Source organism: Achromobacter sp. HZ34 (genome assembly GCF_002209485.1).
Lineage (GTDB): Bacteria > Pseudomonadota > Gammaproteobacteria > Burkholderiales > Burkholderiaceae_B > Bordetella_C.
This window is the reverse complement of the sequence record NZ_NJIX01000005.1, coordinates 329,666-342,625: the sequence shown is the minus strand read 5'-3', so window position 1 is coordinate 342,625 and position 12,960 is coordinate 329,666. Positions and strand designations below refer to the sequence as shown.

Annotated in this window: 12 protein-coding genes; 6 read left to right on the top strand and 6 right to left on the bottom strand. The window is 65.8% G+C overall.

What is annotated here, in order from left to right; translation table 11 throughout:
* Nucleotides 1–55: 55 nt before the first annotated feature.
* Nucleotides 56–880 (top strand): oxaloacetate decarboxylase, encoded by an 825-nt coding sequence (locus tag CEY05_RS21235; RefSeq protein ID WP_088597350.1) that lies wholly within the window; start codon nucleotides 56–58, stop codon nucleotides 878–880.
* A gap of 112 nt (nucleotides 881–992) precedes the next feature.
* Here CEY05_RS21235 and CEY05_RS21230 read toward each other — a convergent pair whose 3' ends face one another.
* The 6 genes from CEY05_RS21230 to CEY05_RS21205 form a co-directional block, all read right to left on the bottom strand.
* Nucleotides 993–2,105 (bottom strand): porin, encoded by a 1,113-nt coding sequence (locus CEY05_RS21230; RefSeq protein WP_088597351.1) that lies wholly within the window; start codon nucleotides 2,103–2,105, stop codon nucleotides 993–995.
* A gap of 223 nt (nucleotides 2,106–2,328) precedes the next feature.
* Complete coding sequence (locus CEY05_RS21225) at nucleotides 2,329–3,135, bottom strand: heme ABC transporter ATP-binding protein (protein WP_088597352.1); 807 nt, start codon at nucleotides 3,133–3,135, stop codon at nucleotides 2,329–2,331.
* Nucleotides 3,136–3,148: 13 nt separating this feature from the next.
* Nucleotides 3,149–4,156: an iron ABC transporter permease gene (locus CEY05_RS21220; protein ID WP_088597712.1), complete on the bottom strand. Its 1,008-nt coding sequence runs from the start codon at nucleotides 4,154–4,156 to the stop codon at nucleotides 3,149–3,151.
* A 1-nt stretch (nucleotide 4,157) separates the two neighbouring features.
* On the bottom strand, nucleotides 4,158–5,048 hold the full coding sequence (locus tag CEY05_RS21215) for a hemin ABC transporter substrate-binding protein (RefSeq protein ID WP_233161631.1): 891 nt from the start codon (nucleotides 5,046–5,048) through the stop codon (nucleotides 4,158–4,160).
* Nucleotides 5,049–5,263: 215 nt separating this feature from the next.
* Nucleotides 5,264–6,520, bottom strand: coding sequence for an MFS transporter (locus CEY05_RS21210; RefSeq protein ID WP_088597353.1), 1,257 nt, complete (start codon nucleotides 6,518–6,520; stop codon nucleotides 5,264–5,266).
* Nucleotides 6,521–6,697: 177 nt separating this feature from the next.
* The gene (locus CEY05_RS21205) at nucleotides 6,698–8,137 is read right to left on the bottom strand and encodes an NAD-dependent succinate-semialdehyde dehydrogenase (RefSeq protein WP_088597354.1); all 1,440 of its coding nucleotides are present in this window, start codon (nucleotides 8,135–8,137) and stop codon (nucleotides 6,698–6,700) included.
* Between the two features lie 297 nt (nucleotides 8,138–8,434).
* On the opposite strand from CEY05_RS21205, the gene CEY05_RS21200 reads away from it, so the two are divergent.
* The 5 genes from CEY05_RS21200 to CEY05_RS21180 all read left to right on the top strand — a co-directional run bounded on the left by CEY05_RS21200 (nucleotide 8,435) and on the right by CEY05_RS21180 (nucleotide 12,924).
* On the top strand, nucleotides 8,435–9,001 hold the full coding sequence (locus tag CEY05_RS21200; RefSeq protein ID WP_088597355.1) for a hypothetical protein: 567 nt from the start codon (nucleotides 8,435–8,437) through the stop codon (nucleotides 8,999–9,001).
* Nucleotides 9,002–9,161: 160 nt separating this feature from the next.
* Nucleotides 9,162–9,731, top strand: coding sequence for a hypothetical protein (locus tag CEY05_RS21195; protein WP_143220550.1), 570 nt, complete (start codon nucleotides 9,162–9,164; stop codon nucleotides 9,729–9,731).
* 142 nt (nucleotides 9,732–9,873) lie between these two features.
* Nucleotides 9,874–10,551: a hypothetical protein gene (locus tag CEY05_RS31785; protein WP_233161630.1), complete on the top strand. Its 678-nt coding sequence runs from the start codon at nucleotides 9,874–9,876 to the stop codon at nucleotides 10,549–10,551.
* A gap of 211 nt (nucleotides 10,552–10,762) precedes the next feature.
* Complete coding sequence (locus CEY05_RS21185; protein ID WP_088597357.1) at nucleotides 10,763–11,158, top strand: BlaI/MecI/CopY family transcriptional regulator; 396 nt, start codon at nucleotides 10,763–10,765, stop codon at nucleotides 11,156–11,158.
* Nucleotides 11,158–12,924, top strand: a complete 1,767-nt coding sequence (locus tag CEY05_RS21180) for a M56 family metallopeptidase (protein WP_088597358.1) — start codon at nucleotides 11,158–11,160, stop codon at nucleotides 12,922–12,924. The genes CEY05_RS21185 and CEY05_RS21180 overlap by 1 nt, the downstream gene beginning before the upstream one ends.
* Nucleotides 12,925–12,960 lie beyond the last annotated feature (36 nt).

Sequence of the window (12,960 nt, the reverse complement as noted above, 5' to 3'; positions counted from 1 at the left end):
CTGCAATGACATGTGGTGTTTATACATACATAAATTCTGTCTATAGGAGATAGGCATGCCAAGAACCGTCGCGGAAAAGCGCGCTGCCTTCCATGCTTTACACACCAGCGGCTGCTTCATGCTGCCCAATCCCTGGGATGCCGGCAGCGCCGTCTATCTGGCCAGCCTCGGATTCAAGGCGGTCGCCACGACCAGTTCGGGGTATGCCTGGTCCAAGGCGCAGGCGGACAACCATGTCGCGCGGGACGCTGTGCTGACACACTTGCATGAACTGGTCGCGGCCACGGATCTGCCGGTGAACGCGGATTTCGAGAACGGCTTTGGCGCGGATGCGGCAGCGGTGGGCGAGAGCGTGCGGCTGGCGGTGGCGACCGGCGTGGCCGGGCTGTCGATCGAAGACTCCACCGGCGCTGCCGACGGCTCCCTGTTCCCCCTGGACGTGGCCGTGGCGCGTATCGAGGCCGCGCGCCGGGCCATCGACGAGAACGGCGGCGACACGCTGCTGGTCGGCCGCGCGGAAAATTTCTTCACCGGCAAACCGGATATCGATGATGTGCTGCTGCGCCTGCGGGCTTACGCGGAAGCGGGCGCGGATTGTCTGTACGCCCCCGGCATCAAGACCCGCGAGCATATCGAAGCGGTGGTCAAGGCGGTGGCGCCCAAGCCGGTGAATGTACTGGTGAGCGCACCGTCCGAATTCACGCTGCAGGATCTGGCCGCCATGGGCGTGCGCCGCGTCAGCGTGGGCGGGGCGCTTGCGCGGGCCGCCTGGGCTGGTGCCATGCATGCGGCGCAGGCGCTGGCGCAGGGGCGCTTCGACGGCTTCGCCGCTGCGGCGTCCGGCGCGGAACTGAATGCCTTGTTCAGCAAAGGCAGGTGAATGAAGGCCGCAACCGCGTCGCGGTTGCGGCCTGTTCATCGCACTGAATGGCACACAGAAAGGCAACTCATCGCCAGATCAAGGCCCGGGAGCGGCGGGCCTTTTTCCAGGATCAGAAGCGGTGCTGCATGCCTACGATGAACTGCGTGGCGTTGGCGTCCTTGTCGCACCAGGCGCCATCCAGATAAGCAACGTACGAGTACACATTCGTGCGCTTGCTGATTTCATGGCTGTAGCCCAGGCTGTATACCTTCTGCTTGCTGGCACGCTCACCGCCGTAGCGGACGTTGTGGTTGGGTGCGTTGAGTTGCACCTGTCCCAGCAGCTTGCCTGCACCCAGTTCGTAGGATGCGCCCAACGTATATCCATTCACCACGCCGCCACGGAAGACGGCCTCCTGGCCCGCATTGTTGGGATGCACGCCGTTGATGTAGGCGTCCCGGTGCTGCGCCCAGCCTGCATGGATGGTGGTCGGTCCGAAGGACATCTTGCCACCCAGGCCGTATTCGCGCGGGGAAACGTCGTGGTGCACCCCATTGGTGCTGGTGCCGGATTCCAGTGAAGCCTGCTGATAGTAGGCCACCACCTTCCACCAGTCGACGCCATAGCCGATCGCGCTGCTGAATACCCGGTCTTTCACATCCTTGGAGAGCGCATCGTTGCGCAGCAGGCCGTCCTTGTTCTGCGCCAGATGCGCATCGAAGGAGTAGCTGGCCGTGGCCTGGAAGCCGCCCAGGTTGGGCGTGATGAACTTGATCGTGTTGTCGCCGCGCGGCGTGGTGTTGGCGTTGATGGCGCTGCCCAGGCCTCCCAGCTTGTAGCTCGATCCGAAGGGGCCGAAAATATCGGTCATGTCCGGCGCGGCCAGGGTCTGGCGGCCCATGCGGAACTCACCGAAATTGCCGCTGAGGCCCAGCCACGTACTGCGATTGAACACGCCGCGGCTTGGGATGCTGCCCGTGCCGTTCATGGCGTTGAAGCCGCCGTCCAGCATGAAGTTGGCTTTGAGGCCGTCGCCCAGGTCTTCCGAACCACGCAGGCCGAAGCGCGACGCGCCTTGCCCGCCGCTGATCAAGCCATTGGAAGTGCCATGGCCCTTGACGCGAAGATACTGATAGCCGACGTCGATGGCGCCGAACAGCGTGACTTCACTTGCCGAGTTTGCCGGCATGGTTGCACTGCACGCGGCGATGGCGATGGCGATTGCGATCGAATGACGTTTCATGATTGTCGAGTTCCCAGAGTTTGATGAGTGCCCGCACGCGTGACGAGGCGCGTACGCAGAGGTGTAGGTGGGGCACTGCTCGGGGAACGTTCCGCGGCGATTTTTTGGAATTTGATTACGCCGCGGTGTGCTTGAATATCAGCAAGCGTTGCGATCTTTCATCGCATAAATACTCGTGTCGACGTCAGTGGGACGCATCGCAGGACAGCATCACGCGCAAGGCCTAGTCACGGGCCAGCACCAGCAGCTTGTCCGCCTGGCGCGGATGCGGCATCACGTCGGCATCGATGTCGTATACCTTGCGCAACATCGTTGGTGTGAGCACCGCGGGCGGGTCACCTTCAGCGGCGATGCCGCGGTCGGCCAGCATGATCAAACGGTCACACCAGTACGCCGCCAGGTTGATGTCGTGCACGATGACCAGCACCCCCAGGCCGTCTTCATGCGCCAGGGTCCAGACGGTGCGCAGCAACTCGATCTGGTGTTTGGGGTCGAGGCTGGAGATGGGTTCGTCCAGCAGCAGATACGGTGGCGCGCCGTTACGCGCGGCCGCGCGGCACTGCGTCAGCACGCGCGCGAATTGCACGCGCTGTTGCTCGCCGCCGGATAGTTCGGGATAGCGGCGTTCAGCCAGGAAGGCCACGCCGGCTTGCGCCAGTGCGCCATCGACCAGCGCGTCGACCTCGTCCGGATTCAATTCCGGAAAGGGATAGGCGCCCATCGAGACCACATCGCGCACGCCCAGGTCGAAGGTCAGCGACGGCTTCTGCGGTAGCACGGCGCGGCGCCGTGCCTGTTTGCGCGCGGGCACTTCGTGCAGGTCGACGCCGTCCAGCAGGACGCGGCCGGCGCCGGGACGCAATTCACCCGCCAATGCAGCGAGCAGGGTGGACTTGCCGGCGCCGTTGGCGCCCAGCAAACCCAGCACACTGCCCGGTTGTACCGACAGCGATACCTGGGTCAGCACGGGGTCCTGGCGGCTGCCGCCTGCGCCGCGTGCCACATCGATATTGTCGGCTTGTAGCGTCATCGGAATCGCGCCATCAGAATCGGCGTCCTCGCGCCAGCAGCCACAGGAAGAAGGGACCACCCACCAGGCTGGTGACCAGGCCGATGGGCAGTTCGGCCGGGATCACCGCCACGCGCGCCAGCCAGTCGGCCAGCAGCAGCGCCAGCGCGCCCGCCAATACGGATGCCGGCATCAGGCGGCGATGATCGGCGCCCAGCGTCATGCGCACCAGATGCGGCACCACCAGTCCGACAAAACCGATACCACCGGTGGCGGCCACCAGCGGACCGACGATCAGCGCGGTGGCGATGATCAGGCGCCGCCGCACCGACGTCAGCGCATAGCCCAGGTGGCCCGCTTCGCGTTCGCCCAGCAGCAAGGCATTCATGACGCGCCATTGGCTGACCAGCCACGCCGCACACAGCAGGGTCCACGGCGCCAGGAAGGCCAGCAGACGCCAGTTGGCGCCGGCCAGGCTGCCCATGTTCCAGAAAGTCAGGTCGCGCAACTGGTTGTCCGACGCCAGATACGTCAACAGGCCGATCAGGCTGCCGGCCACGGTGTTGATGGCCACCCCGGCCAGCAGCAGTCCGGCCACGCCCGGCGCGCGCCGCCCGATGGCATAGGCGCAGGCGGTGGCGGCCAGGCTGCCGGCAAAGGCGGCGGGGGCGATTACCGCATAGCCGCCGCTGGTCAGCACGATGGCGGCCACGGCGCCCAGCGCGCCGCCGGCGGAGATGCCGACCAGGCCCGGTTCGGCCAAGGGGTTGCGGAACAGGGCCTGCAGCGCAGCGCCGCTCACGGCCAGGCCCGCGCCGGCCACCGCGGCGAACACCACGCGGGGCAGGCGGATATTGATCAGGACATTGCGCCACAATTCATCGTCGGGCTTGTGCAGGGTGTCCGACCACAGCAGCCTTAGCGCGTCGGCGGCGGGAATGTGTACCGCACCGCTGGCCGCGGCCAACAGGCCCACGGCCACGACGGCCACGGCCAGGACCAGCAGCGCCGCATCGCCCTTGAGCGCAGCACGCGTGCGCATCTCAGGCGGGCGTGCGCTGCGAGCCTTGGCGAGCGACACAGTCGGTTTCCTTCAACTGGCGTACCGCTTGCCCCAGGCGCGGGCCGGTGCCCAGTGCCAGCAAGTCGTCCATGACCACGATGCATTCCGCGGCCGGGGTGCCGGCGATGCCGGGCATGGCGCGCAATTTGTCCAGGCCGCCGGACGCCTCCACCGACGTGCTGGTGACCACCAGTACCCGTGGCGCCAGCGCGGAAAAGGCTTCGGCCGACAAGGACTTGTAGCCTTGCTGGTCCTGCAGCACATTGTGCAGACCGGCCAGGCGCAGGACCAGGCCGGCAGCGGTGCCGCCGCCCGCGCCTTGCGGCGTGCCGGTGCGATTCATGATCAATAGCGCGCGTGCATGGGTGGCAGGCAGCGCCTGCGCCGCCTGCAGGTCGCGGTCGACGGACTCGATCAATTGCTTGCCCGCGGCCTCCGTGCCCAGCACCTGCGCGATCTGGCTTATGCGTTTGTGCAACGACTGCACCGAGGGCTGGTCGGAAACGGTCTCCACGCGCACGCCCACGCTGGCCAGTTGCTTGATGGTGCTGGGCGGGCCGGCCTGTTCCGAGGCCAGCACCAGGTCCGGCTTCAGCGCCAGCACGCCTTCCACGGGCGTGGCCCGGTAATAGCCCACGCGCGGCAATTTCGTGGCCGCGTCCGGATACAGGCTGGACAGGTCGTCGCCCACCAGGCGATTGCCCTGGCCCAGCGCATAGACGATTTCCGTGACGGTGCCGCCCAGGGATACCACGCGCTGCGCCGCCGGGGCCGGAGCCTGGGCCTGCGGCCGTGATTGGGGCTGGGCAGTTGCCGCCTGGGAGCCGACCAGGCAGGCGGCCAACAGCAAGGCCGTCGCTCGATACATCATGATGTCGTCCTTTTATCTGCGGCAACGATAACAGTTCTCAATATAGCGTGCCGCCGCGGGCTTCTATTATTAACGGGTATTAACCATTGCGGACGATCCCGGGCGCGGTCCGCCGCATGGTCCGCAGCGTGGCCCGTGGCACGGCACGTGGCGAGATTCCCGGCGCGATCCGCGCCACCCGTCGCGGGACCGCTTCCGGGCGCCCCTGGCGGACATCACTCCGCCGCTGCCTGGTCGAGCGCGTTGCGCATCAAGTCTTCGGTCACGCGTATCTCCACCCCCACGGGCGACATCTGTGCCGCCGGTTCGAACGGCGACGTGGGACTGACGACCGGCGATTCCTGGCGGCGCCACAGGAAGAACAGCGCCATGGCCAGGTTCAGTGCGGCCATGGCCCAGAAGAAGCCGGCCGGGCCCACGCGGCCCATCAGCAGGGAAATGAGCAGGGGGCTGATGGCCGACCCGATCGAGTTGACCAACAGCAGTCCCTGGATCATGCGGACCAGTGCCTCCGGGCCTGCCTTGTCGGCGGAGTGGCTGACGGCGACCGGGTAGATGGCGAAGATGCCGCCGCCCAGCAGGAACAGCGGCAGGCCCAGGAAGGCCGGCGTGGCGGGCAACAGCAGGATCAGCAGGGAGTCCAGCAGGCACAGGAAACCCAGGGCGATCAGCACCGTCTGGCGGTCCTTGTGGTCCGACCAGCGTCCGACCGGATACTGCAGCAGCATCGCGCCCAGGATGGTGACCGACAGCAGATTGCCGACCTGGTCGACGCTCATGCCGACGTGTTGCAGATACAGCGGCAGCAGCGTGTAGACGGCCGCGATGGCGACGCCTGAGCCGAAGCATCCCATCACGCCAGTGGAGCTCATGCGCAGCAGATCGCCGAAGCGCAGCGGCTGCACGCGCTCCATCACCGGCGAGATGCGCGGGATGATCACCATGGGCAGCACCGACAGCGAGGCCAGGATGCCGGCCAGGATGAAGGCGACGGTAGGGCCCGCCGCGTCGATGTCGCCCAGGATCAGCTGGCCCAGCATGGTGGAGCCGTACAGCGCGATCATGTACAGCGCCAGCAAACGGCCGCGCTGCTTCGGTGTGCCGGCCAGCAGCAGCCAGCTTTCGACCACGAGGAAGACGCCCAGCGTGGCCCAGCCGTTGATCAGCCGCAGCACGAACCAGAACGTCGGGTCGAAGAACAGGCCCTGCAGCAGGACGGAGACGCTGATCACCGAGACGAAGCTGCTGTAGGCGCGGATATGGCCGACCCGCGCGATCAGGCGGTCGTTGAAGAATCCGCCTATCGTCAGGCCGATGAAATACGCCGAGGAGATCAGGCCCAGTGCCAGCGGGGAGGCGCCGGCGGCGTCCAGGCGCAGCGTGGTGAGGGAGGAGATGAAGCCATTGCCCGTCGCGACGACGAAAAGACCGAGGATGGGGGCCAGGATGGTAGTGAAGAGCTGCCCAAACATACGTGGGTATACGGTATGGCGGTAAAGAAGATGAGACGCGTGCGCGCCGAAGCGGGCGTGATTATCGCTCCTTATTGCCTGCTTGCTGTCCCCGTAGCGCAGGGCGTTGCGTGCGTGCAAAAAAAACGGGGCGCGCGTTCTTGAACGCGCGCCCCGTCATGCTTCTTTACTGTGCGATCAGACGCCGACGACCGACACGGCCTTCGTCACCAGATACGCTTCCAGCGCCTCCGGACCGCCTTCCGAGCCGTAGCCGGAATCCTTCACGCCGCCGAACGGCAGTTCGGCCGAGGGCGTGGCGGGCTGGTTGATCCAGACCATGCCGACTTCCAGGCGACGCGACAGTTCGGTAACGCTCTTGAAGGACTTGGTGAACGCGTAGGCGGCCAGGCCGAAGGGCAGGCGGTTGGCTTCCTTGATGGCATCTTCCAGGTTCTCGAAGCTGCGCACCGCGGCGATGGGGCCGAAGGGTTCTTCGTTGAACACGTCGGCATCCAGCGGCACGTCGGTCAGGACGGTGGGGGCGAAGAAGTTGCCCGCCGAGCCGATGCGCTCGCCGCCGGTGGCGACCTTGGCGCCCTTGGCGCTGGCATTCTTGACGATCTTGTCCATCGCCGCCAGGCGGCGGTCATTGGCCAGGGGGCCCAGCGTGGTGCCGTCGGTCAGGCCGTCGCCCAGCTTCAGGCTTTCGGCGTGCTTGATCAGCGCTTGCTCGAAGGCCGACTTGACGTCCTTGTGGACCAGGAAGCGGGTCGGCGAGATGCAGACCTGACCGGCGTTGCGGAACTTGGCGGCGCCGGAAGCCTTGACGGCCAGTTCGACGTCGGCGTCCTGCGCCACGATCACGGGGGCATGGCCGCCCAGTTCCATGGTCACGCGCTTCATGTGCTGGCCAGCCAGCGCGGCCAACTGCTTGCCGACCGGGGTGGAGCCGGTGAAGGTGACCTTGCGGATGATCGGGTGCGGAATCAGGTAGCTGGAGATTTCAGCGGGCGAGCCGAACACCAGGCCGACCACGCCCTTGGGCAGGCCGGCGTCGACGAAGCAGTTCAGCAGCGCGGCGGGCGAAGCCGGCGTTTCCTCGGGCGCCTTCACCAGGAAGGAGCAGCCGGTGGCCAGGGCCGCGCCCAGCTTGCGCACCACTTGGTTGACGGGGAAGTTCCAGGGCGTGAAGGCCGCCACGGGGCCAACCGGTTCCTTCAGGACCATCTGCTGGGCGGCAGGGTTGCGCGCCGGGACGATACGGCCATACACGCGCAGGGCTTCGTTGGCGAACCAGTCGATGATTTCGGCACCGGCGGCGACTTCGACGCGGGCTTCGGCCAGCGGCTTGCCTTGTTCCTGGGTGAGCAGGCGGGCGATGGGGTCGACGCGTTCGCGCAGCAGTTGGGCGGCCTTGCGCATCAGGCTGCAGCGCTCGTGGGCCGACATGTCGCGCCAGGTTTCGAAACCGCGCTGGGCGGCGGCCAGGGCCAGGTCCAGATCTTCGCGGCTGGCGTTGGCGACTTGGCCAATCTTGTTGCCGGTCGCGGGGTTGACGACGTCGATGCGCTTGTTACCGCGCGCTTCGCGCCATTCGTTATCGATCAGGAGGAGAGTGTCGGGATAACTGCTCATGGATGCTCCATACCTTTAGGAAAGAGTTCGGGTCACGATGTCGTTTTTGATCTTGCGATGCGCTTGCCGCCCCTGGCCTGCCGGTGGGATACGCGTACGCAGCCTCGTAGGCTAACATTTTTGACGATTCGCTCGATAGGTCTCATTTCCTTCCGGCGCATTGTCGGTTAGTGACAGGGCGCTTGGCCTCAAGGCCGCCCATCCTCACTCATCCTAGGGAAAACCCTCGCTAAGGTTTCTTTAAATAATGTCGTTATATGTAGAAATAATGCACAATGTTTAAAGGATGAGCAAAAAATGGAGAAGTTTTGGCGGATTGGTGCCTTGGCCCTGGTTCTGGCTGGCGCTTTGAACGGCTGCGCCTATGTGACCGCGGAACCTTATTCGCCGAATCCGGATAACGCGGCGGTGATGATCAAGGCGGATATCGGTCCTGCCGCCGTGAAGGCGTTCACCGCCGCCAATCCGTCCAGCGACGAACGCCTGCCCGGATCGCTGAAGATGGCATCGCCTGTGGATGGTTCGTTTGCCAGCTACCTGACGACGGCGCTGCGCGAGGAACTGATGCAGGCTGGCAAATTCGGTCTTGGATCGACGACGGTGGTGACCGGGACATTGCTGGAAAACGAGATCAACGCCAATCAATTCTCCCGCGGCAATGGCCATATCAAGGCGCGCTTTGTCGTGACCCGGGCCGAGCAGACGGTTTATGACCAGGTCAAATCAGGATCCCGGACCTGGGGCGCGGCGCCGTTCTCGGGGATCGTAGCCGTGGAGATGGCCCGGTATCGCTATCCGAACATCGTCCAGGATTTGATGAACAACCTGTTCGGCGATCCCGCGTTCCTGGAAGCACTGAAGTAAATCCCGCGGCACGAGGCCTGCCGTGAAGGCTGGTCGCGCGGGAAGATACGTGCGTTCCGGCCTATCGCTTCGACTGAAAGTTGGCCATGATGGCGGAACACGGGCGCGACGATTGCGCGCGCGCGGCGATCCCCCTGGAATCGAACCGGAGCGGCTCATCATGAAAAACTCTCATCCCATCATGCTCATCCGCCACGCGGAAAAGCCCACCCGCGACCCGCGTTATGCGGATGACATCCACGGCGCGCACGGCCGGCACGGCTTGAGCACTCGTGGCGAGCGGCGGGCGCAACTGCTGGCGGCGTATTTCACTGCTTCCGATGACATGCTGCGCGAACGCGGCCTGTGCAAGCCGCAATCCGTTTTCGGGGCGGCGACGAATGCGCAGCATCGCAGTACGCGGCCGGTGGATACGGTCAAGCCGCTGGCGGCGGCCTTGGGTCTGGAAGTGCGGGAGGACTTCAGTTCCGATCCCCCCTTCGACAAAGTGGCCGACACGCTGCACAGCGCGGCGCAGCAGGGGCCGGTGCTGGTTTGCTGGCGGCAGGACTCCCTGCCGGAACTGGCCCGTGCGATCGGCGCGCGTGCGGTGCCGAGGGTTTGGCCGCTCAGCCGCTTCGACATGATCTGGTTGCTGGCCCGCGCCGACGATGAGTGGGCCTTGACGCAAGTGCCGCAGATGCTGCTGCCGGAAGATAGCGAAGCGCCGATCCGGCATGAGTTCGAGTAGAGGCGCGGTCTTCGGGAACGCGCGGAGGGCGTGGGTAGCCGCCGCGCGTTGAAACAGTTTGCTACTTGCTCCCCATCTTTCAGCCTAAACCGAATATCTTCTTGCCTCGCGAAAAGTTTCTCTCACTCGACGGCTAAAGAAGATGCATAAAGACTTCGATCGTGACTTGAGCACGGGCTCTGTTTCCATGAAATGGCTGCGCGGCGCCGGCGTCGCTGCCGCCGTCGCCATGTCCCTGGCGGCCAGCGTGCCCGCCGCCGCCCAGTCTGCCATGGGCACAACCTCCGCGCATGGCGCGCCGCCGGCTTCCACGCAGGCGCCCGCGCAATCCGGCGGGGCCAGGCAACCCGCCGCGCAGGCCGGTGGCGCGGGCGGCGATCCCTTCGCCGCGCCGGTCACTACCGGCCCGATGAATCCCTATGCCCCGCGCCCCACGCTGGCGCCGGTGCAGAAGACCATCATCCAGAACCAGGCCGCGTACGAACGCTTGATGAACAACAGCGGCATCACGGTGCAATGGCTGTGGCACGCCAACCGCGGCCATTTGCAGGCGACCGACACCAACGACGTGGTCAGGCTGGAAGGCACGCAGTCCAATTACGAAGGCACATTGAAGATGAAGGGCGAAGTGGTGGCGATCTCGACCGACCGCTTCCGTTTCCGCGGCACCATTCTCATCGTGGACGCGCCCGACAAGGGCCGCAACTGCGAACGCACCGGCGACTTCGATTTCCGCATCAGCGGCAAGCGCAAGTACTGGCGCCTGCAGCAGATGGAATTCTGCGGCGGCCTGACCGACTACGTCGACGTCTATTTCTGATACGCGACGGGACGGTCATCTGCGGGATAAAGGGCGCCAGTTCATTTGGCGCCTTTTTTTTCGGCATCGACACGCATGGTTCATGAGCGCCTGGCTGATCCGGAAGAGATGTTCTAGACAATAATTTCTAGACAAAGTTTTCTAGAGCCGATATCCTGGCCGGGCCTGCCGTCGTCCATCGACGACGCTCCCTTGACTCGACTCGTCCCGCATGAACCGCAAATCAACGCCCCCGACCGTCAAACCGACCAGCGCCGAACTGGATGTGCTGCAGGCCATCTGGGAAATCGGGGCGTCCACCGTCAAGCAAGTACACGCGCACATGGCGCCGGCACGGCCGGACCTGACGTACGCGAACGTGTTGCGGCTGATGCAGATCATGCACGGCAAGGGCTTGCTCGAACGGGACGAGCGCGAGCGTTCCCATGTGTATGGAGCGGCGCAGAGCCAGACGGCAACGCAGGGCGGCCTGGTGAAGGATCTGATCCGCAAGGCCTTCGCCGGTTCCGGCAAGGCCCTGGTGCTGGCGGCGTTGCGCGATGGCCATGTGAGCAAGCGCGATCGCGCCGAAATAGAGGCCCTGCTGCGCGGTGAGGATAAACAGTGATGCAGTCCCTGTTGCTGTTGGCGTGGGCGCTGGGCAAGACCCTGCCGGTCTTTCTGTGGAAGGGGCTCTGCATCCACGCCGTCGTGGTGGCGTTGCGGCTGCCCATGCCCGCCAGCGCCACTCGCCCGCGCTACGCCGTGCTGTGCGCGGGGCTCCTGGCCTGCGGCCTGGTGTTCGCCTGGGACGTGGCGGGCGCCTACCGCGACCAGTTGGCGTCTGTTGCGCTGGGGCAGTTGTCCGCAACGGCGGATGCCGTCGCCGCCGCGCGGCTTCCCGCTCGTGCCTTCTGGCCGATGTGGCTGGCCGCGGGATGGCTGGCGGGCGCCCTGCTGGTGGCGCTGAGAGTCGGCCTGGGCGTCGCGTGGCTGCGCCGCCTGCTGCAAGCGAGCGAACCCTGGACCGATGCCGCATGGCAGACCCGTGTCGCCGCGATGGCCAGCGGACTGCGGCTGCCCCGCGCGGTCGGCCTGCGCGTCGTGAAGGGGCTGTCCACGCCCGTGACGGCGGGTTGGCTCAAGCCCGTGATCCTCGTGCCCGCACATATCGTCACCGGCATGCCCGCCGATTTGCTGGAAGCCTTGCTGGCCCATGAACTCGCGCACGTGCGGCGCCTGGATTTCCTGGTGAACCTGCTGCAGCACCTGGCCGAGGCCATGCTGTTCTTCCATCCCTCGGTGTGGTGGCTGTCGCGCCATATCCGAATGGAACGCGAGCGTATCGCGGACGCCATGGCTGCCGGCTTGATCGGCGATCCGCGGCGCCTGGCTCGCGCGCTGCAGGCCTTGAGCCACCATGGGACGCCCGCCGGGGACAAGCCGGGCAACGACGCCGACGGACAAGCCGCGGCGCGGCTCGTGCAAGGCGCGATGGACGGCCGGTTGCTCGATCGGATACGGCTGCTGTTGCGTCCCGACGTTACGCCGCGCCGTGCGCTGGCCATGCCTGTGCTGGCCGCCACGTTGGCTGTGGCCGGCGTGAGCATGTGGTCGGCCGCCGACCGGGGGCCGGCGCAGGCTGGCGTGGTCCAGGATGCCAACGGCGTCGTGCTGGCTGACTTCCCCGCCGTCCAGGCCTTGATCCAGGCAAGCGGTGCGGCCCACGTCCTGGTGGTGGACAACCGGTCCGGCGACAGGCTGGCCGCGCGGGCGGAAAACGACGTCGTCCCCATCGCGTCGCTGACGAAACTGATGACCGCCATGGTGGTCATGGATGCATCCATGGACATGGCGCAGCGCGTGCGCATCGAGCAAGAAGACGCCGCCGCGACACAGGAAGGCATGTCGCGCCTGCCTGTGGGCGCGGTGGCGACGCGCGCCACCCTTTTGAAATTGAGCCTGATGGCGTCGGACAACCGGGCGGCCTACGCGCTTGCACGCAGCTATCCAGGCGGCCTGCCGGCGTTCGAGCTGGCCGTGCATCGCAAGATGGCTGCGCTGGGATTGGCGCAGACGACGCTGCAGGAACCCACCGGTATCTCGGCCGCCAACCAGTCGACCGCCACCGATATCGAACGCATCGTGCGAGCGGCCGCCAGCTATCCCATCATCGTGCATGACACCGTCGAACCGGGCGAGGACGTGGACGTGCAGGGCGCCGTGCTGCGCTATGCCAATACCAATGCGCTGGTCGGGCGGCAAGGCTGGGATATTCGCCTGTCGAAGACGGCCTCGTCCGAACGGGCGGGGCGCTGCCTGGTGATGCGCATACATAGCCAGGGCCATGACCTGACGCTGGTGCTGCTGAACGCACGGCGTCAGCCTGCATAGCAACTCCACTCGCACGGCGAGCGCCCGATCCCGCAT